The organism is Paenibacillus sp. Y859, from assembly GCF_056786405.1.
Map to the genome: position 1 here is coordinate 93,867 of NZ_JBXCIZ010000003.1, position 25,366 is coordinate 119,232.

19 protein-coding genes are annotated in these 25,366 nt (G+C 43.3%); 18 read left to right on the forward strand and 1 reads right to left on the reverse strand.

Annotated features, from left to right (window positions below; genetic code table 11):
- The first annotated feature begins 50 nt into the window (after positions 1-50).
- From AC1TO8_RS09425 to AC1TO8_RS09505, 17 genes are all read left to right on the forward strand, one after another.
- A complete protein-coding gene (locus AC1TO8_RS09425; protein ID WP_482055355.1) occupies positions 51-2,012 on the forward strand; it encodes an ABC transporter substrate-binding protein in 1,962 nt (653 codons plus the stop codon).
- Between the two features lie 102 nt (positions 2,013-2,114).
- Positions 2,115-3,113, forward strand: a complete 999-nt coding sequence (locus AC1TO8_RS09430) for an ABC transporter permease (protein WP_482055356.1) — start codon at positions 2,115-2,117, stop codon at positions 3,111-3,113.
- Positions 3,113-4,261 carry an ABC transporter permease gene (locus AC1TO8_RS09435; protein ID WP_482055357.1) on the forward strand — a complete coding sequence of 383 codons (1,149 nt, stop codon included), beginning with the start codon at positions 3,113-3,115 and terminating at the stop codon, positions 4,259-4,261. The genes AC1TO8_RS09430 and AC1TO8_RS09435 overlap by 1 nt, the downstream gene beginning before the upstream one ends.
- A 34-nt stretch (positions 4,262-4,295) precedes the next feature.
- Entirely contained in the window at positions 4,296-5,333 is a 1,038-nt protein-coding gene (locus AC1TO8_RS09440) for an ABC transporter ATP-binding protein (RefSeq protein WP_482055358.1), read from the forward strand.
- 2 nt (positions 5,334-5,335) lie between these two features.
- Positions 5,336-6,364: an ABC transporter ATP-binding protein gene (locus AC1TO8_RS09445; RefSeq protein ID WP_482055359.1), complete on the forward strand. Its 1,029-nt coding sequence runs from the start codon at positions 5,336-5,338 to the stop codon at positions 6,362-6,364.
- Positions 6,345-6,932 (forward strand): HAD family hydrolase, encoded by a 588-nt coding sequence (locus AC1TO8_RS09450; protein WP_482055360.1) that lies wholly within the window; start codon positions 6,345-6,347, stop codon positions 6,930-6,932. The genes AC1TO8_RS09445 and AC1TO8_RS09450 overlap by 20 nt, the downstream gene beginning before the upstream one ends.
- Positions 6,933-7,143: 211 nt before the next feature.
- Positions 7,144-9,513: a hypothetical protein gene (locus tag AC1TO8_RS09455; RefSeq protein ID WP_482055361.1), complete on the forward strand. Its 2,370-nt coding sequence runs from the start codon at positions 7,144-7,146 to the stop codon at positions 9,511-9,513.
- Positions 9,510-10,439 (forward strand): ABC transporter ATP-binding protein, encoded by a 930-nt coding sequence (locus tag AC1TO8_RS09460; RefSeq protein ID WP_482055362.1) that lies wholly within the window; start codon positions 9,510-9,512, stop codon positions 10,437-10,439. The genes AC1TO8_RS09455 and AC1TO8_RS09460 overlap by 4 nt, the downstream gene beginning before the upstream one ends.
- Positions 10,436-11,371, forward strand: coding sequence for an ABC transporter permease (locus AC1TO8_RS09465; RefSeq protein WP_482055363.1), 936 nt, complete (start codon positions 10,436-10,438; stop codon positions 11,369-11,371). The genes AC1TO8_RS09460 and AC1TO8_RS09465 overlap by 4 nt, the downstream gene beginning before the upstream one ends.
- 57 nt (positions 11,372-11,428) lie before the next feature.
- Positions 11,429-13,201 (forward strand): phage tail tape measure protein, encoded by a 1,773-nt coding sequence (locus AC1TO8_RS09470; protein ID WP_482055364.1) that lies wholly within the window; start codon positions 11,429-11,431, stop codon positions 13,199-13,201.
- Positions 13,202-13,230: 29 nt separating this feature from the next.
- Positions 13,231-14,220: an AAA family ATPase gene (locus AC1TO8_RS09475; protein WP_482055662.1), complete on the forward strand. Its 990-nt coding sequence runs from the start codon at positions 13,231-13,233 to the stop codon at positions 14,218-14,220.
- Positions 14,217-15,152, forward strand: a complete 936-nt coding sequence (locus tag AC1TO8_RS09480) for a DUF58 domain-containing protein (protein WP_482055365.1) — start codon at positions 14,217-14,219, stop codon at positions 15,150-15,152. The genes AC1TO8_RS09475 and AC1TO8_RS09480 overlap by 4 nt, the downstream gene beginning before the upstream one ends.
- Before the next feature lie 42 nt (positions 15,153-15,194).
- Positions 15,195-17,192 (forward strand): vWA domain-containing protein, encoded by a 1,998-nt coding sequence (locus AC1TO8_RS09485; RefSeq protein WP_482055366.1) that lies wholly within the window; start codon positions 15,195-15,197, stop codon positions 17,190-17,192.
- Positions 17,176-20,067: a VWA domain-containing protein gene (locus tag AC1TO8_RS09490; RefSeq protein ID WP_482055367.1), complete on the forward strand. Its 2,892-nt coding sequence runs from the start codon at positions 17,176-17,178 to the stop codon at positions 20,065-20,067. The genes AC1TO8_RS09485 and AC1TO8_RS09490 overlap by 17 nt, the downstream gene beginning before the upstream one ends.
- A 74-nt stretch (positions 20,068-20,141) precedes the next feature.
- Positions 20,142-20,465, forward strand: coding sequence for a 2Fe-2S iron-sulfur cluster-binding protein (locus tag AC1TO8_RS09495; protein ID WP_482055368.1), 324 nt, complete (start codon positions 20,142-20,144; stop codon positions 20,463-20,465).
- A 232-nt stretch (positions 20,466-20,697) separates the two neighbouring features.
- The gene (locus AC1TO8_RS09500) at positions 20,698-21,087 is read left to right on the forward strand and encodes an RDD family protein (RefSeq protein ID WP_482055369.1); all 390 of its coding nucleotides are present in this window, start codon (positions 20,698-20,700) and stop codon (positions 21,085-21,087) included.
- A 98-nt stretch (positions 21,088-21,185) separates the two neighbouring features.
- A complete protein-coding gene (locus AC1TO8_RS09505; RefSeq protein ID WP_482055370.1) occupies positions 21,186-21,971 on the forward strand; it encodes a DUF4184 family protein in 786 nt (261 codons plus the stop codon).
- A gap of 59 nt (positions 21,972-22,030) precedes the next feature.
- Here the strand turns inward: AC1TO8_RS09505 and AC1TO8_RS09510 are convergent, their stop codons facing one another.
- Positions 22,031-22,594, reverse strand: a complete 564-nt coding sequence (locus tag AC1TO8_RS09510) for a hypothetical protein (RefSeq protein ID WP_482055371.1) — start codon at positions 22,592-22,594, stop codon at positions 22,031-22,033.
- A 578-nt stretch (positions 22,595-23,172) separates the two neighbouring features.
- On the opposite strand from AC1TO8_RS09510, the gene tkt reads away from it, so the two are divergent.
- Positions 23,173-25,212 (forward strand): transketolase, encoded by a 2,040-nt coding sequence (tkt, locus tag AC1TO8_RS09515; RefSeq protein ID WP_482055372.1) that lies wholly within the window; start codon positions 23,173-23,175, stop codon positions 25,210-25,212.
- Positions 25,213-25,366 lie beyond the last annotated feature (154 nt).

Sequence of the window (25,366 nt, forward strand, 5' to 3'; positions counted from 1 at the left end):
AACTATACTAATAGTTGAAAGAGAGAATATTGTATGGAGGAGTTAATTTGATGAAGCCGAAGTTTCTTTATGTTATGTTGATCATCTTTGCCGTTATTGTTGCAGGTTGTGAAAGTAACTCTGCTGAAACCAACATAGTCGAGAACCCAACAGAGACCACGATCGCTAAGGAGACATCTGTCTCTACCACGGGTACGGTTTCTAAAGAAGCTCCGATGCTGGAATCGTTTGTTAGCGCAGGCACACTACCGGCTTTGGCTGAGCGTATGCCTACTTCTTCAGATATCATGGTGCAAGAGGTTGTAGAAGAGATCGGGCAATATGGTGGTGATTGGACAATGCCATGGACGGGACCCAGCGACCGTTGGTCTGTTGGTCAACCGACAGAGGAAGCGCTCTTCCGATTTAACCAAGACGGCAGCAAGGTTGAGCCTAACGTGGCCAAGAGCTATGAGGTCAATGCTGATTCTACGGTATTCACCATCCAATTAAGAGAAGGCATGAAATGGTCTGACGGTATGCCATTTACATCTGATGATGTCCTTTTTTATTGGGAGCATATGCTAACGAAAGAAACTTTCGGGAAAGCCATATATGATGCGTACTATTCGGTTGATCCAGTAACAGGCGAGAAGGCGTTGGCTGAAGTGAAGAAGGTTGACGATTACACCTTTACGGTCACTCATAAATATCCGAGCGTGCAGTTCCTGGAGCGTGTTGCAATTGATAATAAGTGGTTCTTCGCGCCGGCACATTTCCAGAAAACTATTTTGCCGGAGTTTATAGGCGAAGAGAAAGCGCTCGAGATCGCAAAAGAATGGGGCTTCGAGGATACGACATCCTTCTTAAAGGAAACGGGCTATTATTATTGGATATATCCGCAAATACCTACACTTCGCGCATGGGTAGCTAGTAATGACCCTAATAGCGATCAGTTCATCATGGAACGTAACCCTTATTTCTGGAAAACAGATACAGAGGGTAATCAGCTTCCTTATATTGATCGCATCGTTGCAACGAAAATTCAAGATCCAAGTCAATCCGTACTGGGCACCTTAGCAGGAGATTTTAATTTAGTCTCATTTGGTTCCAAAGATTTCACCGTGTTGAAGGAAAATGAGCAAAAAGGGGATTTCCGGGTCATTCCTTGGACAACTGCGGCATGGTCAAGCTTAGGAATTCAATTGAATCAGACTACAACGGAACCTAACCTTCGTAAATTGTTCCAAGATATTCGATTCAGAGAAGCACTTTCCGTAGGGGTAGACCGTGTGGAAATTACTGAGATCGTTACGAACGGCATTGCTGAGCCTATACAGGCCTCCGTTCCAGAAGAATTAATAGGTTATCAAGAAGGTTGGGCGAATCAATGGGCTGAATATGATCCGGAGCACGCGAATCAGCTACTTGACGAAATTGGATTAACGAAAAGAGATAAAGAAAATTTCCGTCTATTTGAGGATGGATCAGAATTAGTAATGACGATTACTGAGCCCAGCACCGAAACTGCGTCTTTCCTAGAACTGTTGAAGAAATACTACGAGGAATTGGGAATCAAAACAAACCTAAAGGTAGTAGATGCAGGTACCCATCAAGAATTAAAGTACTCGAATCAGATACAGGCTACTGCGGAGAGTATTGGAGTTGTTAATGTGGCATTCCGTCCAGATACACTTGTACCGCTTCGCGTTCTTACTCCATGGATGGGACATTACGGCTTGTATACATCTTCGGGAGGCACAGAAGGGATTAAACCTGAAGGTGACGTGGCCAAGATTCTAGAATATTGGGACAAGGTCAAAGCGAGTAAAGATGCCGACGAAATCAATCGAATGGGGAATGAAATTATTAAACTTCACCAGAAAAATCAATGGATCATCGGTTACGCAGGACCTACACCAAATTTGGTTGTAGCATCCAATAAGCTCCGTAACGTACCGACGGATGCTGTGTTCGCCGATGAATTCCGATCGCTAGGTCAGGCTCATCCGTCACAATTCTTCATTAAGTAATAACTACACACAGGATAGAGAAGGCAATAAAAGGGTATGAATTCTACCCTTTTATTGCCTTCATCATATCTACGAATGGTTGCGGAGAGGGAAGGATAAGGAATGTTTCAATATATATTGAAAAGAATTCTAATGGTGATACCCGTTGTGTTTTTTATTTCAATCATCGTATTTTATATCATTCAGCTTCCGCCAGGCGATTATGTTTCTACTTATTCGGCTCAAATGTCGGTAGCAGGGGACGTTATGACACAGGAAGATATGGATGAAATGAGAGTGAATTTAGGTTTAGATCGTCCGATTTATGAACAATATTTTGTATGGATGAAAGGTGTCATTTTGCATGGTGACTTTGGTTTTTCATTTAACTACAACAAACCTGTAACGGCAGTCATTGAACAATACATGGGCTTGACGCTCGTTGTATCACTGGTGACGATGGTATTTCAGTATGCTGTAGCCATTCCAGTCGGTATATATACTGCTGTCAAACAATATTCTATAGGTGATTATTTCTTCTCCGGATTGAGTTTTCTAGGAATGGCAACGCCTAACTTTTTACTCGCCATCATATTAATGTATCTATCCTACACGTGGTTTGGCGATCCTTTACTAGGTTTATTCTCAAGTGAATATGTGAATGCCCCATGGTCAGTAGACAAGGCAATTGACCTCATGAAACATATGATCATTCCTGTTATTGTTATCGGACTTGCGGGCACGGCGGATCTGATTCGCGTGATGAGAGGGCAAATGCTGGATGAGCTGAATAAACCTTATGTGGTAACGGCTAGATCCAAGGGGTTGTCAGAAATGAAGATATTGCTTAAATATCCGACGCGAGCTGCTTTAAACCCGATCGTCAGTACGTTGGGGTGGTCGCTTTCCACTATATTTACAGGGTCAACTATTACCGCGATCGTATTGAATCTGCCGATTCAGGGTCCCGTTATGCATAATGCTTTATTAGGACAAGACATGTATCTGGCTGGTACGTGGTTATTGTTTATGGCTCTATTAACTGTCTTAGGGACCTTGATTTCAGATATTTTACTAGCATGGCTTGATCCAAAAATTCGTACAGAATTTAGAGGAAGCTAATGATGAGAACATTTCCCGCATTCAGAAGACAGACAACGGATACCATCAATCCAGCCAAAATCAAGGATGCCAACTACAGCTCGCAATGGCGGCTCATGTACCTGAGGTTCAAGAAGCATAAATTGGCACGTATCAGCTTGATTGTTCTTGCCGCTCTTTATCTTGGTGCACTATTCGCTCAGTTCATAGCTCCATATGGGCTACAAAGCTATGACAGTAAATACGTAAATGCGCCGCCCATGATGCTAAGATTCGTGGATGCGGATAATAATTTTCATCTGAAACCGTTTGTATATGAGCTGAACTCAGAAAGAGATCCGGAGACGATGCGTAAAATATTTGTGCCGAATATGGAGAAACGATATACGCTACAGTTCTTCACTCAAGGTGAAGAGTATAAATTTCTTGGGTTGATTCCAACGACAACACATTTATTTGGAGTAGAACAGCCTGGACGTTTATTCCTGCTAGGTACAGATGGAATGGGCAGAGATTTATTTTCTCGAATTGTATTGGGCAGTCAAATATCTCTTAGTATTCCGCTTGTCGGAGTTGCCATCAGCCTCGTGTTGGGCTTAGTTATAGGCGGAGTATCTGGATATTTCGGAGGCTGGTTGGATTCATTGATACAACGGATTATTGAAATTATACGCTCGTTTCCGTCATTGCCGTTATGGATGGCATTATCCGCTGCAATGCCTGCGAGAATACCCGTAGTTACGATGTACTTTTATATTGTTATTATATTCGCCCTTATCGGGTGGACGGATCTAGCAAGGGTGGTTAGGGGGAAGTTCATTTCGTTGAAAAACGAAGATTATGTCCTGGCTGCGAAAATTGCAGGCGTGGGCGATATAAAGATTATTGTAAAGCATCTCATACCCGGGTTCATCAGTTATTTAGTTGTGTCTACCACTTTAGCCATTCCCAGCATGATACTTAGCGAGACCGCTATGAGTTTTCTTGGACTAGGGGTTCGTTCGCCGGCTACCAGTTGGGGTGTATTGCTACAAGAAGCCCAACAGATTGAGAATGTTGCGTTGTACCCTTGGAAGCTGATTCCACTAGGTGTCGTGATTTTAACAGTATTAACATTTAACTTTCTTGGTGATGGATTACGTGATGCTGCCGATCCATACAAGAAATAAATCATTAAAACTAAGGCAAATGGGGGGTAATATTATGACATCTCAAAGGGCTCAAATCGAACTGCCCCTTCTGTCTGTTCAAAATCTTAACATTAGAATAAAAATGGATAACGGAGTTATGAATGCGGTAGATGGGGTTGATTTTGAAATAAAAAAGGGAAAAACATTGGGTCTAGTGGGTGAATCAGGCTGCGGGAAAAGTTTGACAAGCAGGTCGATTATCAGCATCAATCCGAAGGAGTGTGAAACAACAGGAAGTATTGTATACCAACCCTCTTCGGAAAGGTCGTTGAACCATGTAGATCTATTGTCTTTGGATCCAAGAGGCAAACAAATTCGTTCGATTCGAGGCAGGAAAATCGCCATGATCTTTCAAGAGCCCATGACGGCTTTCTCGCCGATGTATACCATTGGGAATCAGATCATGGAGGCGATCTTGATTCACCGCACGAAGAACAAAAAAGAAGCAAAGAAGATTGCACTTGAAATGCTGAGAAAGGTTGGCATATCGGATGAGGAGAAGCGATTTGACCAATATCCGCATGAGTTTTCGGGAGGTATGCGTCAACGGGCGATGATAGCAATGGCATTATCCTGTAGCCCGGAAATATTAATCGCCGATGAGCCGACAACGGCGTTAGATGTGACGATTCAAGCCCAAGTACTAGAATTAATGAAGTCGCTCCAGCAGGAGTTGGGAATGGCTATTCTGCTTGTAACACATGATCTTGGCATCATAGCAGAAATGTGTGATGAAGTCGCGGTTATGTATCTTGGTAAGATCGTCGAGCAAGCACCAGTGAAGGAAATTTTCCGTAACCCTAAGCATCCTTATACGAAGGGCCTACTCAAATCGATGCCAAGATTGGGCGGTAATAAAAGCAAACGGTTGGATTCAATAGATGGATCTGTACCAGTTCCTATTAATATGCCGCCTATGTGTGGATTTTACGATCGCTGCAATGATCGGATTGAAGGAGTATGCAATGTGCAGCTAGTACCAAAAACCAGCATATCCGATAATCATATGGTCAGATGCTTCCTATATCCCGATCAGCCTGAAGGAGAATGACAATGAGCAAACCAATACTAGATGTTATCAAACTCAACAAGTATTTCCAAGTGAAATCAAAGACGGCTATATTCCGTAAGCCATCTCCCGTTCAGGTGTTAAACAATATTTCATTTGAGCTGGTTGAAGGCGAAACCTTGAGTATTGTAGGGGAGTCGGGCTGCGGAAAAACGACATTAGGTCGGTGTATCGTAAAGGGGATGAATGCTTCCTCTGGAGAGGCAGTTTATCATACCGAAGGTGGAGAGAAAGTAGATTTTCTAAAATTGAAAGGGAAAGAATCCAAAATATATAGAAAAGATATTCAAATGATCTTTCAAGATCCCTATTCATCGCTGAGTCCACGAATGAGCGTATTTGATATCATTTCCGAACCGCTAATGGCCAACTTTAAATTAAATAAATCAGAATTGGAAGATAAGGTTACAGCGATCGCGGAGAAAACAGGATTAAATGTTAGTTATCTTGGACGCTATCCTCATGCCTTCTCTGGAGGGCAAAGACAACGTATCGCTATTGCGCGAGCGCTTATAACCCAGCCAAGGCTGATCGTGTGTGATGAAGCGGTATCTGCATTGGATGTTTCGATTCAAGCACAAATCATTAATCTCTTGAAGGATTTACAGGAGCAGTATAAAATAACATATATTTTTATCTCTCATGATCTATCGATCGTTCAGAATATATCCGATAGGGTAGCGGTCATGCACCTCGGAAGAATCGTAGAATTGGCATCCACGGAATCGTTGTTTGAGCAGCCCAAGCATCCCTATACGGAGGCTCTTATGTCTGCCGTACTCCAGCCTGATCCTAATCAGAAAAAGAATAGAATTATATTAGAAGGAGAAGTGCCAAACCCGGCCAATCCTCCAAGTGGGTGTCATTTTCATCCTAGATGCTCTTATCGAACCGACAAATGTGTGCAGGAAGTACCGGAACTTCGTGAAGTTGACAATAACCATTTTGCGGCCTGTCATTATTCTGAAGAATTAAAGCTAAGGGGTGTTACGAATGAATCAGAAATCTATTGAAAATATGGATAATACGGAGCAAAAGGACTTAATCATCTTTTTGGATTGCGGAGATACAATTATCGACGAGGGGACCGAAATACGTGATGAAGAGGGTACGGTCATTTATGCAAACGTCATTCCTGGAGCCGACATGATGGTCAAGACACTCGCCGAAATGGGGTACAGGCTGGCTATCGTAGCCGATGGTACTGCACAATCCTTTAAAAACATTTTAACTCAGAACGGTTTGTATGATTATTTTGAAGCGATGATCTATTCGGAGACGATTAAAGCCTCCAAGCCAAGTCCGCGTATGTTCAAGGCAGCGATTGGTGCGATGGATCTCAATGAACGAGACTGCTCCAGAATTATTATGGTAGGCAATAACCTAAGTAGGGACGTAAGAGGGGCCAATCAAATGGGAATCACGAGCGTATTCTTAAGCTGGACGCCACGATATCCGAAATTGCCGGCAGATGATCTTGAAATTCCGCATTATACGATTAATAACCCGCTAGAGCTCATCGATCTGGTAGAGAAGCTTAATCAGCTTCTTCATGAGAATAAAACGGTGGTCTTCGATTAAATAAGTGAATTGCTATATTAACATAGAAATCCCGCCCTAATGGAGCGGGATTTCTGTGTTAATATACATATATGTCCTTTAAAGTTATTTATTAAGGAGATTCTTTTGAATGTAATTGTAAACTTTTTACTCACTCATCACGTCAATAGTTTTTAAGGAGAGAATTTTAAGTAGAGAAAGTTCTTTATAAGAGAGAGGGGAAGTTAAGATCTTGTTTATTCATTCTAGCTATACAAGAAAGTTGATTCTACCGATTCTAGTACTAGCCGTTCTTCTTCAGGTGTGGATGATTCCAAACGCGGTTCATGCAGATGGACCATCGATCACAATCAAGACGGAACTTGGTTACAACGGGAAGATGAAGAATGGCATGTGGAATCCAGTGAAAATTATACTAACAAGTGACACCGACATTTCGGGGGATATTGTAATTCAAGGCGCGGACCGTTATTCAGGGGCTGCATCCTATGTGCAACATGTGGAATTGCCTCGGAATACACCTAAAGAAGTCACGATTGGAATACCAGGAACGGTATATAACAAGGATAATAATCAGATTAGGTTCTTTAAAGACTCCGTTAAAAAGGGGAAGAACATACCCTTTGCATCAGGGAAATCTTATATTGAGAGCATGCCCGTAAATGGTGCAATCATTGGGGTATTGTCGGATGATCCGGATACGATGAATTTCATGAATGTTCTTCGTGCTGATGGATATGACCTCAATGTCATTCCAATGCAATCCACTAGCATTCCAGAGGATTCTATGTTACTTAATGGTCTGGATGTGTTGGTCATGAATCGATTCTCATCGGATACATTGAGCAAGTCACAGATCAACGGAATCTCGGGATGGGTGAAATCGGGAGGTACGTTAGTACTTGCTGGTGGAGCGGGGTATTCAAAGACCGCGGCAGCATTTGCAGATATATCCCCAGTACAATATGAGGGAACATTCTCAGTATCCACACTACCGGAATTAGCTGCACTTGGTGCTAAACCACTCAACTTAGAAGGGGAATTTACGTTATCTAGCGCACAAGAACTAGAGGATAGTGAGGTTTTGTATCGCGCGGGCAATAAACCACTATTTGCTACACGTCAAATGGAGCAAGGTAACGTCCTTTATGCAGCTTATGATCTAGCTATGATGCCCATAGCTTCATGGAATGGACATCCTAAAGTATGGTCTTATCTTTTGAAAACAGAACTCCCCTTAATGAATCAAAATGGCATGATGTCTCGGGAGAACACTTTGAATAATCTTGGATATGTGCTTAATTATTTTCCTAATCTCAACATGCCTAGCTTCAGTGGATTAGTCTGGATGCTATTGATTTATGTGGTGGTGGTTGCACCGGTGCTGTATTGGATATTAAGAAAGGTAGATAAGCGAGAATGGGCTTGGTGGATCATACCACTAATTGCTATTATAGCGAGCGGAACAGTATACACCGTAGGATCGGCGGATAAGACCAAGGAACTGGCTCATACGCTGAATATACTTGAATTGAATGGGCGAGGTAGTTCGACTACGACGAGTGCAACGGCCTTCTTCACACCAAGTAGTGGAGATTATACCCTTGAATTACCTAGTAATTCATACGTAAGACTTCAACGTGACAGTGGTGGATTTGGCGGAGATGGAGCGAATAATAGTTTTATAGAAGTTGGTAGTCAAGAGACTAAGGTGGATCTATTGAATATGCCACAGTGGTCGCTTGCTAAACTTTGGGTACAGCAGAGTGACAATAGACAGGTTGGACAATTGAACGTAACTGTATCTCTTGACGACCAAGGCAATATTGACGGACAGGTAGTTAACGAAACGACGAGTGATCTAACGAAAGTTGTACTGGTCATTGGAGGAAAGGTGTATGAGCTTGGGGATCTAGGTAAGAACGAGAAAAGTAGCATCCTTCCAAGCATGTCAGGAAAGAACATGAACATATTTGGGGGGAATCTTGGGTCTCTACTATTTCCTTATTCGAACAATAATCGCGATAATTTCAATCGTGAGCGTGAATTATTAATGAATTATGCGCAGTATGCATCTTGGGCTCAGCAAGGATCGTACGTTATTGCATGGAGTGAAGATCCGATCTTAACGTATACGCATAAAGGGAAAGCCATTTCCAGTAATCAATTGAATTTATGGACACAGCCTGTAACGATGAATTTAATTCAAAATGATGTGATCAATATTCCATTTGGTTATGTCGTCCCGACGATGACGCAAGTAAGCGCAGGATCTTGGAACCAAGATTCGAACGGGTTGATTAATATGTCACAAGGGACTGCTTCATTTGAATATGAATTACCACGACTAGATCAGGATGGAGTTTATGAAGAACTAACTTTACGTGGAACGAATCCTGGGCAGAATACGGATTTCAAAATTTGGAATGAGAACAACCTAGAATGGGAAGTTGTTGTTTGGCAAAGTGGTGGATTCACGATTCATTCGAATATAGAACAATATTTACTGAATGGTAAAATGTTGAGAATGACGGTAACTGTCCAGAATGAGACGACATTTGCTCTGCCGGATGTAAGACTGAAAGGAAAGGTGAAACCATGATTGAAATCTCACATCTTAGTAAACGATACGGTAATTTCGATGCATTGAAAGATATCAATCTCACCATTCCGAAAGGAACGGTATTCGGTTTCGTAGGTCCGAATGGTGCGGGTAAGTCAACAACGATGTCGATTCTAGCAACATTGGTGTTACCAAGTTCAGGAACGGCTAAAGTAGATGGCTATGAAGTAACGGAATACCCTAAGGAAGTACGGAAGAAAATTGGTTATATGCCTGATTTCTTTGGAGTATATGATCAATTAAAGACGACAGAATATTTACACTTTTATGGTGCTAGTTATCATATTCCTCGTAATGAACGGGAGAAGCTTATTCCACAATTGTTAGATCTAGTGAACCTGAGTGATAAGGCTGATAGTTATGTCGATAGCCTTTCAAGGGGGATGAAGCAACGTCTTTGTCTAGCTCGATGTTTAGTTCATGATCCTGAAGTGTTGATTCTTGATGAACCGGCTTCGGGTCTTGATCCTCGTGCACGTATTGAGATGAGGGAAATATTGAAAGAATTAAAATTAATGGGGAAGACCATCATTATTTCTTCGCATATCCTTCCAGAACTTGCGGAAATGGTGGATGAGATTGGAGTTATTGAACATGGTGTGATGATAGCTCAAGGGAAAGTTGCAGATATTCAAAGCCGCCTGCGCGTCAAGAAAATATTGCATATCCGCACTATGGAAAGAGAAGAGGAGTTAGCAGCACGACTTCGTGATGAGCCTTACGTAAGTGGCGTACTTGGCGACAATACAGGAGTACATGTTCATTTCAATGGAGGGGAACAGGAGCAAGCGCATCTACTTCAACAAATGATATCTTGGGGATTTCCAGTTCTCTCTTACCATGAGGCTCAGACCAACTTAGAAGATGTCTTCTTAGAGATTACCAAAGGGGGGATGGGACAATGAATTGGAGTAAGAAATGGATCAATCCCGTACTTGATAAGGAATTTAGACTCCGTATGCGGACCTCTCGTTCAATGTTATCTGTGATGCTGTACATATTAGCATTGGGATTCATAGCCATGGGCTTCATTTATATGACGATGTACTTGGATAATAGTAACGGTGGAAATCAACAGTTTAATTCGGGTATGAGTCAGATGATGTTCTATGTGCTGAGTTTCGCACAATTGTTGATGATTGCCTTCATGGCACCTGCTCTGACTGCCGGGGTAATCAGTAGCGAACGTGAAAAGCAAACCTTAAGTATGTTACTTACAACACAGCAGAGCTCAACGACGATTATTCTAAGTAAGCTGTTATCCTCACTAAGCTTTATGGCTTTGATCGTGATTGCAACTTTGCCGGTCTATAGTATCGTATTTTTGTTTGGGGGAATTTCACCAAGGCAGTTAATAGCATTATTCCTATTCTATTTATTTATCATGTTGTTGTTAGGATCACTCGGAATCATGTTCTCTACGATATTTAAACGGACGATTATTTCGATCATTGTTACGTACAGTGTGGGCATCTTTATTTTTCTTATTACAGGACTTCTATATATATTCCTTATTAGTATGTGGCAACGTAATTATAGTGGTGCAGTTTCGTCTCCTGCCTATTCATGGGTAGGTTTTATATTAGGGTTGAATCCTGCGGGTGCGATGTTAAGTTTGTTCCAGCCTGAATTTTCTGAGTCTGTGTTCTATGTGAGAGGGTCATCCATTAATACAGAAGCTCCAATACAACTGTGGGTTGAGTTCGTTCTTGTATATACCGTTGTCATTATCGGCTCATTATGGATTAGTATTCGTTCTATCCGACCCGTTCGTAGACGGAAGAAGCATAAGCAAGTAGAAGAGATGTTGGAGCCCAATGCTGATTTGATCAACTGAACTAGCTTGAATATGTAGTACGGAATAGTTGTATTCGAAAAAAGGGGGGTGAGAAGAATGAAAGAACAGAATGATCCGGTAAACGCTGACCGTCATCAGCAGGTCGGAAATGATGTAACCCGTGCTGGGCAGAGGCAAGATCATATGCAAGTGGTTCAACATTCCGTAGCTATGACTCGTAGGAGATTGCAGTTTTTCCGTGTCCTGATTTATGGAGGTTATGGTTGTCTCTGTGGATTAATATTGGGACTTGTCTTGTTATTGGTAGCTAGAATATTCCCTATTGAATATGTGCGATATTGGGCTGTTGGTGTATTTGCTTTATGCGTCATTGTAGGACTAATATGGGGCTGGATCCATCGTATTAACGTAACCAAAGCGGCGAGTACGATGGATGAGTTCACTCTTGGACAAGAACGCAGTGACATGATGGTAACGGCCTTGTCGTTCAAGAATATGGAGAACTCAGCAGTTCATTGGCAGAGGGAACAGGCTGCAAAGTATGGGCAACAGTTTACTTCAACTATGAAGAAACGGCTTCCTCGACCGAGAAGACGCAAGCTTTGGATCATCTGTGCTTCGATGTTTATCGTCGCTCTGATCATTGCCATCCTTCCGAACCCACAAGATAAGGTGCTTGCTGAAGATAAGCGGCAACAAGAATGGGTTAAGACACAAGAGAAACAAGTTGAAGAGTTAGCTAAGAAGTTGCAGACGTCCAAGCTTGCATCACTAGTCAAGCAACCTCTTCAAGAGCAGTTAGATCAGCTGCAAAAGGACTTAAATGGACAGAAGGATCCTACGCAGGCACTTGATCAAATGGAGAAAAGTATGAAGGCGATGGAGAAATTGGCAAAGCAACAGGAGATGAAGGAGAAATCCTTATCTGAGATGGCAGAGAAGATGCGACAGGTATCTCAGTTGTCTTCGGTTGCTAAGAGTCTATTAAATCATAGTAAAGACCAGCTTCAGAAATCGATGAGCACTTTGAAGAGTGAGATGCGTAAGTTGTCTTCAGAAGATAAAGAAAAGCTACGGGAATCTTTAAATAAACTATCTAAAGAAACACCTACAAATGCTGAGAATAAGCAGATAAAAGATGCGTTGAAGCAATTGGAACAGGCGTTAGAGAAGGGCGATGCTGCGGAGCAAGAACAAGCTTTGCAACAGCTAGCAGATGAGTTATCCAAAGCAATTGAAGCGAAGTTGCAAGCTTTAGAGCAAGCAGGTCTAGCTTCTGTACTCAGCGCAGCATTAGCACAACAGGGATTAGGTCTTGCTGATCAAATGGCTGCAGCAGGTCTTGCTTACTCGGATACATGGAGTAGTGGAGGCAGTGCTGAGATGCTTGCTCAAGCGTCAGCGGCGGGGAACCCGAGTCAAAGTGAGTCAAGCGAAGGGCAAGGAGTAGCGCCAGGGGAAGGAAGTACACCTGGATCGGGTACGGGCGAGGGTAGTGGATCTGGTCAAGGAAGTGGTAGTGGTGCGGGCCAGGGAAGTGGCTCAGGGCAAGGTGGTAGCGGAGGTGCTGGAACAGGAACGGGTTCGGGGGCAGGGTTAGGAGCAGGTAATCGTGAGCTAGTGACAACACCGCGTTCTTTGGATGGGAAAGATGGGTTACAAAGTGACGGCGGCCCTACTCAAGGTGGGGGTGGAGATATTCAGAAAGGTGGAACATCTCCCATGATTGATGGTGCTAGTCGTCCCTATGACGAAGTATATGAGGATTATGCAACAGAAGCCAAGAAGACGATTGGTAGAAGTGATCTGCCCCAGCAAATGCAGGGATTGGTAGAAAGCTATTTCACTTCGATTAATCCTAATCCATGAACAAGACTATTGAGGAGGACAGAGAGAATATGCCTGAAGTGAAGATACAGCCTGAGGTGTGGAAAGAAACTATTTCCCGTGTACGTGAGCAGATTGGAGAAATTATTGTTGGCCAGCATGAGGTGGTTGAGCAGATGTTATGGTGCATCTTCGCAGGGGGACATGCCTTGTTGGAGGGAATACCTGGACTTGGCAAAACGATGCTAGTACGTACGATAGCCGATAGTTTGGATTTATCTTTTTCACGGATTCAATTTACACCGGATTTGATGCCGAGTGATATTACGGGGACGCAAGTGCTCTCATTTGGGAATCAAGGTGTGACAGGGATGACTTTTCAAAGCGGACCGATATTCAGTAGCATCGTCCTTGCAGATGAGATTAATCGGGCTACACCGAAAACTCAAAGTGCCTTGCTAGAAGCGATGCAGGAACATACCGTTACGATTGGTAATGACACGCATCAATTACCACAGCCATTCTTTGTATTGGCTACACAGAATCCATTGGAGAATGAAGGGACCTACCCATTACCAGAAGCACAACTAGATCGCTTTCAGTTGAAAATACTAGTTCCTTATCCCAATGCAGAAGAACTAAAGGAAATCGTACGGAGAACGACTTCCTCGCATCAGGCAGTCGTGAGTAAACAGGCAAGCGCTGCGGAGCTTTTGGAAATTCAGCGAGGGGCACGAGAAGTGTTGGTTGCTGAAGAAGTGCTTGATTATGCCGTTAGACTGATGATGATGACGCATCCTGAAGAAGATTCAGCTCCGGAAGGTGTGCGTAAGAATGTAAGGTTTGGTTCTGGACCACGTGGAATCCAATCAATGATCTCTACGGGGAAGATTCGTGCTATATGCCATGGTAGAATGCACCTATCTACGGGGGATATTCATGCTGTAGCTATTCCTGCACTAAGACATCGTATCTTTTTGAATTTCGAAGGACAGGCAAGGGGGATTACGACAGATCAGATCATTCAAGAAATTCTGGATACTCTTGGAGGTAAAGCATGAATGGGCAATATTTACTTCCACCGGAGTGGCTCCCTCGGCTAGAGAGATTGAGTTTGGGTGCGGGTAGGAGAGTAGCGGGTACATTGCAGGGGAAACGTCGTTCTCGCCGTTTGGGATCATCGCTTGAATTTGCTGATTATCGTCCATATAGTGCTGGAGATGATATCCGGCGGTTCGATTGGGGTGTGTACTCACGTACCGGCAAGCCGTTTATTAGACAATTCATGGATGAACAGGAATTGATGGTTAGTGTGTATGTAGACTGCTCCAAATCAATGGATTTCGGTGAAGTAACAGTAAAAGGGATTTCAGGAGGCAACAATGACATTCCGAGTAAGCTACAATATGCCAAACAGTTAGCAGCTAGTATAGGGTATATCGCATTATGTTCTTATGAGCGTGTACAAGCAGCTTGCTACAGTAATTCATTAGATTCTCGTCTTCCAGTATTAAGAGGACGTGGATCACTTCATCGGTTGTTTCAGTTTCTAGAAGACGCAGCCGTAGGTGGAGAAGGTAGCTTAGCTACAAGTCTCGGTGAGCCTGGGGCAATTCCACGATTATCGGGAATGACGTGGATCTTCTCGGATTTCTGGCTCCGTGATGGAGAAGAGGAGATTGCAAATGCGTTATCCCGTCTTGCTGGTGCTGGTCAAGAAGTGGTACTTGTACATATCGTGTCACGAGAGGAAATAGACCCATCGTTGAGCGGAGACTTGAGACTTGTAGATAGCGAGATTGGCGCAGGTAAGGATGTAGCTTTAACCGGGAAAGTATTACAGGCATATCGAACAGAATGGGATAAATACAGGAACAATCTATCAAGTTATGCAGCAGAACGAGGGGTTTCTTATGTTCTTATTCCTAATGATACGCCCTTGCAGCAAGCTGTATTTGGAATATTAGCGGAGTCGGGGCTAGTAAAGACATAGTGATGAGTCATGCTACGCAAAGCTCTTGAGGAGGAACTTAATGTGGGGATCGGGTCATGGCTTGGGATGGTGTTCGGTCTAAGCATACCGGCTATACTGCTGATGTATTTGTTGAAACGGAAATTTATAGATACGTTAGTACCGAGTCATCTTCTATGGGAGCGAGTTCTGCGGAATATCGAGGCTAATCGTCCTTGGCAGAAATTACAGAGCAGGTTATTGCTGTGGTTACAGCTCATAGTAGCGGCTTTACTTGTGTTTGCATTGATGCAGCCATACGGGTGGGTGTCCGATAACGCTAAAGGTCATGTGGTCATTGTTGCTGATACCTCAGGCAGCATGAGTGCAAAGATAGCAGAGCCTAATGCTGAGGGTGAACAATCGAATGTAGAGATGACGCGGATGGATCTTTTGAAGTCGCAGGTAAAAGGTTATTTGAAGGACCATGCCAAGGGGAGTGAAATCACGCTTCTAAGCATGGATTCGGAGCCGCAAGTCATCTTGTCTCGGGAGAAGAGCCATACTCGTGTTGAGGAAGCTCTGGATGGTCTTCAACCTTATCACGGTAAATCGGCTTATCAAGAAACCATTTCGCTTGCTTCGGCATTAACTCGGGATGGTCAAGATGCTGAAGTTATTGTGTTTACAGACGGCCAGTGGAAGGGCGATGGGGAAGAGATATCTTTTCAAGTACCTGTTCGAGTCGTTGGTATTGAAGCGCCACCACTACGGAATGTTGCGATCAAACAATTCGGTGTACAGCATCAATCTACGGGGAGTATAGCGGTAGCTGTCTTAGAAAATACGGTAGTCGAGACTGGACCGATAGAATATAGCATATATGGGGACGATCAGTTATTAGTAACACAGACTGCTGAGTGGCATGAAGATGGCACGGCTACGCTCAGACTAGAAAATCTACAAGATGCGGAAGTATATCGTCTAGAGTTACAGGGTGGGGATGCTTATGAAGCTGATAATAGTTCTTTTGCATTCAGCAGTAAGAGTTCAACTCCACGAGTATTGTTCTTGTCATCAGGGAATCTGTTCTTGGAGAAAGCTCTACAGTTAACCGGGGCGGAGATTACTAAGATGGTTATTCATGGTACAGGAGCGGATGCACCTATGCAGGAAGATGGGGAGATAGATATGTCATCACCTCCTGTTCCGAAGGAAGCATACGATCTGATTATTGTAGATGGAGATATGCCGGATTTCGTAAGTAAAGGTGAATGGGAGAAGATGCTTAGTAAGACACCGTTATGGACGATTGGTGGAATAGGACAAGAAGTGAAGGTTGGTGGAGAGAAGGTTAAGCTACACAATCACGAGATGACCAAATATCTTTCACTATCTGGCATATATTTCGGTGCAACTATAGAGAGGGACGCTCCTGAATGGGGGAACCCGATTGTAGAAATTGGGAGTGAACCGGCTGTTTTTGCAGGTAAGTTGGGTGGACATTCGCGGTTATCTTTTCTTTTTAAACTAGAAAATACGGATCTCCCATTGTCTGCTGAATTTCCAATCATGGTGAATAATGCTGTCTCGTGGTTGACTAGCGGAGAAGGATACGGTCTTGGAAGAGTGATTGCAGGGGGGAGTTTAGACATCCCGATATCTGCTGAAGTTACGAAGGCACGATGGGTTGCTAAAGGTGGATTGGCCTTATCTAAGGGAATAGATCCAATAGAGGCTGATCAAGGATTGAGTGGTTACACAACGCTTCAGAAGACACCTTCCAATCCTGGGTTATATGCCTTTGAACAACAGGATGCAGAAGGGAATAAGTCGAATTATTGGGTAGATGTAGCCGCTGATCCTTTCGAAGGAGCCATTGGAGAGAAGACAGCCTTATCGTTAGCTCAAGAGATAACGGATTCCAATGGAACAATGGGTGAAACAGAGCAGAATGACAGGACGAGCAATAAGGCTGATGAGGGGCAGGTGCCGATGTCACTGATGTGGATTGCAGCTGCCGCTGCGCTCGTGATCATGCTATTGGAATGGGGGGTGTATCAGCGTGGGCGTTCAATTTAGTCATCCGTGGCTGTTATTATTACTTATTCCGCTTGCCGGGCTTATGGTATATGCCTATAAATCCGATTTCAGGTTGTCTGCTGCTCGCAAGAAATGGGCTATCGGTATTCGTTCAACGATATTATTGTTGCTTGTTCTGATGCTATCAGGGCTTCAATCTTATACTGATCTCTATCACAAAGAAGTTGTCTACCTTGCTGATCGTTCTTTCAGTATGTCTGATGGAGAGCAGTTACAGCATTGGATTCAGCAATCGGCTGCATATAAAGAACAGGAAGATCTCATTTCAATTGTGTCATCAGGATTGGGAGCTGCTGTTGAGCGTAAGCCCTCAGCATCAAAGATAGATCAAGTTCAACTGAATGCTTCGCTTAAGCGGGAATTCAGTAATCTAGAATCTGGGATGCAGCTAAGTAGCAGTCTTTTGAGTAACGAAGGGGATTCACGAATTGTGATGATCACGGACGGAGAAGAGAATGTGGGTAGCATGCTCGCAGCAGGAAGGCTGTTGAAGGACCGTGGTATTGCTGTGGATATATTGGAGTCACCACAACCTGCAATGAACGATGTAGCCGTTGAAGAGCTCATCGTGCCAGATAAGCTGTATCAAGCGGAATCCTTTTATTTCGAGGTGATGTTGCGAAGTACGTATGAGGCCACAGGAGAGCTTCGTTTGTATGAAGACAATCGTGAAATTGGTAGACAAAAGGTAGAGGTGACACCGGGGGATAACCGTTATGGTATGAAAGGATTGGCTAAAACGACCGGGCTTCATCGTTATCGTGCTGAAATCTTCATGAACGGGGATGAGCAGTCAGCTAATAATGCAGGATATACGTTTACTCGAGTGGAAGGTCCTCCTAAAGTGCTGATTGTGGAAGGTGAAGCAGAGACATCAGGGAATATTACGTCCGCACTATCTTCTGGACTTATTCAATATGACGTGATTGCACCTGAACTGTTACCTTCTGAGCTAGCGAAATATGGAGCTTACGATAGTATCGTGTTCAATAATGTATCAGGCAATCAAGTGGGTGGACGTCAGATGGACCTCATTGAGCAGGCTGTCAGAAGCTATGGTATTGGGTTCATGATGGCTGGGGGAGAAGAGAGTTTTGGAATGGGTGGTTATTTCAAGACACCAATTGAAAAGCTTTTACCTGTATCAATGGATCTTGTGGGGAAACGAGAAATCCCTTCCTTAGGACTGATTCTGGTAATTGACCGCTCAGGAAGTATGGATGGAGACAAAATAGAGCTTGCTAAAGAAGCGGCGATGAGAACCGTAGAGCTTTTGCGTCCTAAGGATACGGTTGGTGTTGTCGCTTTTGACAGTCAACCATGGTGGGTAGTCCCCCCTCAGAAAATGACGAATAAAGATGAGGTGCTTGGCCTGATTCAGTCTATTCAACCCGAAGGTGGAACGGATATTTATCCAGCGCTAAGTTCCGCTGTACAAGAATTGCTGCTTGTTGAAGCGCAAAGAAAGCATATTATTCTGATGACGGATGGGCAATCAGCGGGCAATGGAGCTTATGATGGGCTTATACAGCAGATGAAAGGCGATCATATGACGCTCTCATCCGTCGCTGTAGGAGAGGATGCTGATACGGTATTATTACAAACCTTAGCTGAAGCTGCCAAGGGAAGATATTACTTCGTGCAAGATCCATCAACAATCCCTGCAATCTTCAGTCGTGAAGCGGTAATGATGGCTCAATCCTATATTGTAGATAAGCCATTTATTCCTGCTGTGCAGGATGCGGGGGATTGGCGGGCGCTATTCGAAGCTGGATTACCAATGGTGAACGGTTATGTGGCGACCACTGCTAAATCGACTGCGCAGACGGTACTTGTGAGTCCAGAGCCAGATCCGCTACTTGCTAGATGGCAGTATGGATCAGGACGGAGCGTGGCATGGAGTAGTGATCTCACGGGTAAATGGTCTAAGGAATGGGTGTCATGGTCAGCTTTCGCAGATGTTCTTACACAGATGATAAAGTGGACCTTTCCGCAATTCACAGCTTCTCCCTATGATATAAAGACAGAGGTAGCTGGTAATCAAGTTCAATTAGAGGTAGTTGCTAATGGAGATGAATCGGCACCGGATCAAATGACAGCAATCGTGACAGGAGAGGATTTGGAGGAGCGGGAAGTGACTTTATATCAAGAATCGCCGGGTCAATATTCCGGTGAGTTGATGGTCGATCAACCTGGAGCATTTATGTTGTCTTTAGTGGATAGTACTGGTGATATCGACAACATTGTTGCGCCGGGCACTGGATTTATCGTACCTTATTCTCCAGAGTATCGCATTGGTAATGGCGATTCGAAGCAGGTCCTTAGTCGTCTTGCTGAACTTACGGGTGGGCGCATGTTATCTTGGGATCAGCCTGAGGAGCTATTCGCGCCAAAGGCTAGACCTAGCCGTATGCTCCACGATCTGAGTTATGCGCTACTTGTAGCAGCGCTGTTGCTCTGGGTCGCAGACATCGCAGTGCGCCGTTTGGCGCTGCCATGGGCTGCGATGAGGGCCCGGCTCGCCGCTATCTTGCGGCGACGGGCCGTCCCTGCCGGCGAGGCTGCGCCAGCCGCCGGCATGACCCGGCTTGCGGCGCGCAAGGAACGCGCCGCAGCCTTTTATGGCGGTGGTGGCGCAGCCACACCGCCAGTAGCACCGCCCACGGAACGTGGCGGTGCGGGCGGGCGAAGCCCGCAGGAAGCCGGACGCAATCCGGCTTCGGCAGTGCCGGCGGCGCGTGTTACGCCGCCGGTAGAACAGGCTCGGCAGCCGCAGGCCCAGCCGCTTCAGGAGCAAGAGCGGTCCACTTCGATGGACCGCCTGCTAGCCGCGAAGAAACGCAATTCGCGTTAATATTAAATAGATTCTCACATATCCTTGTGAAGATCAGGTAACATAGAAGAGTACTAACGAAGGGAGCGATTTATATGCCAACGATTCAAGTAGAAGGAAGAGGTTCATTTCAAGCCGAAGAAGGAAGAAAACTAGTGCTCGTTCTTGAAGATAATGGGATAGATATATTACACCGTTGTGGTGGGAACGCGAGATGTACAACTTGCCGTGTCGAGGTATTAGAGGGCGACGCAGGGGCTATCGGGGAGATCGAAGCAGAACTTCTTGCCAAAAAGGAAATTACAGACCCCATGATTCGTCTATCATGTCAGATTCGTGTACATACAGATTTATGTGTGAAACCGTTGATGACAGCTTCCGAATCCGGTTTGGAACCAGGCGGACGTCCGCAAGAATAAACAAACAGTGTATGTTCATATATGTACTGTATGCTGAAGCGCACCTCATAGAATAGACATTGGAATAACCTTTAGGTTGTTTAACTGATGAAATTCTAGGGGGTGCATTTTTTATACTGTAATCGATTCAGCTCAAAGTTGGTTTTGATGTCTGTCGCTAGAAACGTTCATAGCTGTTATCAGTAGTGATCGGAAGAATAATCTGTCTAATCATAAAGAAAGGAGTTTTTTTATGAATCAAGAAGCAGGGTTCTGGATTAGATTGGGGGCCGGACTACTAGATGGACTTATCGTCGGGCTTCCACTAGCTATCATATTTGGAGGTTGGGACAGTGAAGGACATTTGAAAGATTTCTTGAGCGGGTTGTATTCATTGATCCTACCCGTAATATGGGGCGGATATACAATAGGAAAGCGAATCTGCGGGATACGTATTAGGAAATTTAGTGATCATTCCCCACCTGGCATAGGTACGATGTTATTACGTAATATTGTGGGGGGAATAGTTTATGCACTTACATTAGGAATCGGAGTCATTGTAAGCATATTTATGGTTGCTTTACGAGAAGATAAACGCTCACTCCACGATTTCATAGCAGGAACGGAAGTCGTTCATGATTAGTGATTAACGGTTTGATTACACAGTAATTTCGAAGAAAAGATTATCGGGGACTACCACCTTAAATCCCTAGCAGGTCTTAAGGTGGTGGATGTTATGAAATGACCAAGGAAATGTTATTGAAAGGACTAATACATATGCCATTTACGTTTGCACATCCAATGTATATTGCACCATTAAAGGTTTTGAAACCCCGATATATTAGTTTAACAGGGATCATTTTGGGGAGTATGGCCCCAGATTTTGAATATTTCATAGCACTCGAGCCTTATCAAAGTATAGGTCATTCTTTAAAAGGTCTTGTCATTCAAGGTATTCCATTAAGTATAATGTTAGCATTTATCTTTCATTATTTGATCAAGATCCCTTTAACTGATAACTTACCTTCTTTATTTCGGTTGGATGCAAGAGCTCAAGGAATCATTCAAGAGTGGAAATTGGACAAGTTAAGAAGTTGGATTATTTTTATTATCTCTGTCATTATTGGATTTTACTCGCATGTCCTATTAGATGCATTTACTCATAAGTCGGGACTAATGGTTACTAGATATACAATTCTGCAAGGGTACATGGTGGGTATACCTGTATATAAACTCCTTCAACATATGCTATCTATCGTGGGATTGCTTCTTGAGGGAATCATTCTTTTGCGAATACTCAATAAACGTCAGGTGAATAATAGCTATGTTAGCATAAATACTAGAGTCAAAATAAAATATTGGGCAGTGGTGTTTCTTGTAACACTAATAACTATAACTTTAAAGTTAGTCTTCACCTCAAGTACTAATCTTATTGGGATTATGGTCGTTTCATCTATTTCTGGATTCTTCATCGGGATAGTCCTATCAAGTACTCTATACAAAATAAAACAAGCTGACACCGGTTGAATACCGATGTCAGCTTGTTGTTTAAGAGCTTCTTTTTGCAAGTGTACTATTCTCAAATATTAAGCCGTTATTATACGTTTGAAAGGTAATTTAGTAGGTAGGACGTACGGCCGTAGTTTCCCAGCATAAATTAATTGCAAATGTGTATCGTTGATTAAGTCACCTGGAGTAGCGAATAAGCAGGATTTATTGACTAATTGAACACCGCTAGTCTCAAAGACAGAAGCTACAAATTGAGAACAGAAATAAGCATGATCTCTTTTTATTTGGATGTTTAGTAGGAGCCCAAGCATACCAATCAGATTATATTTATACAGTTCATGATTAAGTTCCATATGAAGAATTTGATTGCGAATATTGTAATATTCCTTCGAGGTAACCTTACAACAGTAAACTGCACATGTAGCATGTCTGAAAAATTCCCCGCTCAAATCTTCCTTTACAAAACCTGCGAAGAAAGGGTTCTGTGGATTCTTGCGACCGAAACTATATACCTCCGTTAATTCTCGATCAAAAGCGATCGATGCATGATTTAGAGGATCTTTGGTAAACCACTTTATAGTTTTTGTAAGAAGTGTTCCTGTATCTGTTAATAGAACATAGACTTCATATTCCTTAGACATTTCCATCAACCTCCGCATAAATCTTCTCATCACAGTAAGTTATTTGTTGGGAGTTATTAATTCCGACTCATTCTCACGATATATATTCATAGTCTATCATAAAATTCTGTGGATTGACTATCATTGATTTTTCTTCTTTTAGTGGTGGAAATTATGAGGTTGTTGATCGCATATCTGCTCATAGTAATCTAAATGGAAAAGGTTTAAGCACACCGTAACTCCAATAGGGTATCTTACAACTATAATGTAATAAATAATTGATGCGCTTAGAGTATTCCCAGGATTCACTCACGATTTCTAAATAACGCCTATGCCGTATCACCACGGCATAAGCGTTATTTTTTCTAAGTCAATTATGTTCTGAACAGGCTTTGTGCTATGGATTATCTTATTTTATTAATGGATAAGTCGTCTCCGGAAGGTGAAAACTGAACAAGGTTATGGAAATGAAGAGAGCCAAGTGTTACAATAAGTCATATTGAGACTTTCAAAGCGGATTTATTTCATAATAGCGCGGGTACACACGCTATAGAAGGCTCCGCCAATGAAGATTCTACAGATGTAAGAGGAGGATTAAGATGACTAACAATCAAGTAATCAACAAAGAAGAGAATAACAAGATTGATAATTTATCTATTACTACAATCCGTACTTTGGCTATTGATGCCATTGAGAAAGCGAATTCCGGACACCCAGGTATGCCAATGGGTTCTGCACCAATGGGATATCAATTATTCGCTAAGACGATGAATCACAATCCAGATGAACCTTCATGGATCAACCGTGACCGATTCGTATTATCTGCAGGACATGGATCAATGTTGTTGTATAGCTTGCTACATTTGAGTGGATATGATCTTCCAATGGAAGAATTGAAACAGTTCCGTCAATGGGGAAGCTTGACTCCAGGTCACCCAGAATACGGTCACACAGCGGGTGTAGATGCTACGACAGGTCCACTTGGTCAAGGTATCGGTATGGCTGTAGGTATGGCGATGGCTGAAGCTCAACTTGGTGCTACTTATAACAAAGATAACTTCAAAGTAGTTGACCATTTCACGTATGCTATTTGTGGAGATGGAGATTTGATGGAAGGGATCTCAAGTGAATCGGCTTCCTTGGCTGCGCATCTTAAATTAGGTAAGTTGATTACTCTATATGATTCCAATGATATTTCTTTGGATGGTGCTCTTAATCTTTCCTTCTCTGAAAGTGTTGAGAAGCGTTTCGAAGCTTATGGTTGGCAGGTGTTGCGCGTAGAAGATGGTAATGATCTATCAGCTATTGAGCAAGCGATCAAAGAAGCGCAAGCTGACACAGAGCGTCCAACGTTGATCGAAGTGAAGACAGTCATTGGTTACGGTAGCCCGAATAAGCAAGGTAAGGGTGGAAGTGGCGGTACTCACGGTTCTCCATTAGGTGCTGAAGAGGCTAAGTTAACGAAAGAATACTATAAATGGGTATATGAAGAAGATTTCTACGTACCAGAAGAAGTTCGTGAACATTTCTCTACTGTAAAAGAAAAAGGGATCGCGACTTACAAAGCATGGGAAGAGCAGTATGCGAAGTACAAACAAGCATTCCCTGAGCTTGCAGCACAATTTGAGTATGCTATTCATGATAGCTTGCCTGCAGATTGGGATGCTGACCTTCCGAAATATACTACTGAAGATAGCGCAGTATCGACTCGTGTTGCTTCCGGTAAAGCATTGAATGGTCTAATTGGACGTGTTCCACAGCTTCTAGGTGGATCTGCTGACTTGGAGAGTTCAACGATGACTCACCTGAATGGCTTACCTACATTCAATTCGGAAGACTATGCAGGCCGCAATGTGTATTATGGTGTGCGTGAATTCGCAATGGCTGCTGCCATGAACGGGATCGCATTGCATAAAGGGCTCAAGATTTTCGGAGGAACATTCTTCGTATTCACCGACTATTTACGTCCGGCTATCCGTCTAGCAGCTATTATGGGGCTTCCGGTTACTTATGTATTAACGCATGATAGTATCGCAGTAGGTGAAGATGGTCCAACACATGAACCGATTGAACAGTTGGCGTCCCTACGTATTATTCCAGGTCTTACTGTTATCCGTCCAGCGGATGCGAATGAGACTTCTGCAGCATGGGCTTACACAGTGGAGAATACTTCTAATCCGGTAGCGTTGGTGTTGACACGCCAGAACTTGCCAATTCTTGATGCAACTGTAGAGGGGGCCCGTGAAGGAATCAAACGTGGTGCTTATGTCGTTGCAGATGCGAAGAATGGCAAACCAGTAGCACAGATTCTTGCAACAGGTTCCGAAGTCCAATTGGCGGTTAAAGCTCAAGTAGAGCTAGCTAAAGAAGGCATTGAAGTACGTGTTGTCAGCATGCCAAGCTGGGATTTATTCGAGAAACAAGATAAGGCATATAAAGATTCTGTCATCTTGCCAGAAGTGAAAGCCCGCCTTGCGGTTGAAATGGCTTATCCACTTGGATGGGAGAAATACGTTGGAGATCAAGGAGATATTCTTGGTATTTCTACATTTGGAGCATCTGCACCTGGGGATCGCGTTATGAAAGAATATGGTTTCACAGTAGAGAATGTTGTTAGTCGTGTCAAAGCGCTACTGTAATCGTATAATATCTATCATGAATTAGGGAGCAGTGAACGGATTACTGTTGCTCTTACGTGTAATGAGATTAAGTGAACTCGACTTTATCTCATTACACGAATGTTGATTAGATAAAGTGAAATTGGCTTAATTTTAATCAACGAATGTTGAATGA

Coding starts and splice junctions, on each gene's coding strand:
- AC1TO8_RS09500 (WP_482055369.1), top strand. CDS start 20,698: ATGAATCAAGAAGCAGGGTTCTGGATTAGATTGGGGGCCGGACTACTA.
- AC1TO8_RS09470 (WP_482055364.1), top strand. CDS start 11,429: ATGAAAGAACAGAATGATCCGGTAAACGCTGACCGTCATCAGCAGGTC.
- AC1TO8_RS09475 (WP_482055662.1), top strand. CDS start 13,231: ATGCCTGAAGTGAAGATACAGCCTGAGGTGTGGAAAGAAACTATTTCC.
- AC1TO8_RS09465 (WP_482055363.1), top strand. CDS start 10,436: ATGAATTGGAGTAAGAAATGGATCAATCCCGTACTTGATAAGGAATTT.
- AC1TO8_RS09460 (WP_482055362.1), top strand. CDS start 9,510: ATGATTGAAATCTCACATCTTAGTAAACGATACGGTAATTTCGATGCA.
- AC1TO8_RS09440 (WP_482055358.1), top strand. CDS start 4,296: ATGACATCTCAAAGGGCTCAAATCGAACTGCCCCTTCTGTCTGTTCAA.
- AC1TO8_RS09430 (WP_482055356.1), top strand. CDS start 2,115: ATGTTTCAATATATATTGAAAAGAATTCTAATGGTGATACCCGTTGTG.
- AC1TO8_RS09495 (WP_482055368.1), top strand. CDS start 20,142: ATGCCAACGATTCAAGTAGAAGGAAGAGGTTCATTTCAAGCCGAAGAA.
- AC1TO8_RS09445 (WP_482055359.1), top strand. CDS start 5,336: ATGAGCAAACCAATACTAGATGTTATCAAACTCAACAAGTATTTCCAA.
- AC1TO8_RS09435 (WP_482055357.1), top strand. CDS start 3,113: ATGATGAGAACATTTCCCGCATTCAGAAGACAGACAACGGATACCATC.
- AC1TO8_RS09450 (WP_482055360.1), top strand. CDS start 6,345: ATGAATCAGAAATCTATTGAAAATATGGATAATACGGAGCAAAAGGAC.
- AC1TO8_RS09510 (WP_482055371.1), bottom strand. CDS start 22,594: ATGTCTAAGGAATATGAAGTCTATGTTCTATTAACAGATACAGGAACA.
- tkt (WP_482055372.1), top strand. CDS start 23,173: ATGACTAACAATCAAGTAATCAACAAAGAAGAGAATAACAAGATTGAT.
- AC1TO8_RS09505 (WP_482055370.1), top strand. CDS start 21,186: ATGACCAAGGAAATGTTATTGAAAGGACTAATACATATGCCATTTACG.
- AC1TO8_RS09480 (WP_482055365.1), top strand. CDS start 14,217: ATGAATGGGCAATATTTACTTCCACCGGAGTGGCTCCCTCGGCTAGAG.
- AC1TO8_RS09425 (WP_482055355.1), top strand. CDS start 51: ATGAAGCCGAAGTTTCTTTATGTTATGTTGATCATCTTTGCCGTTATT.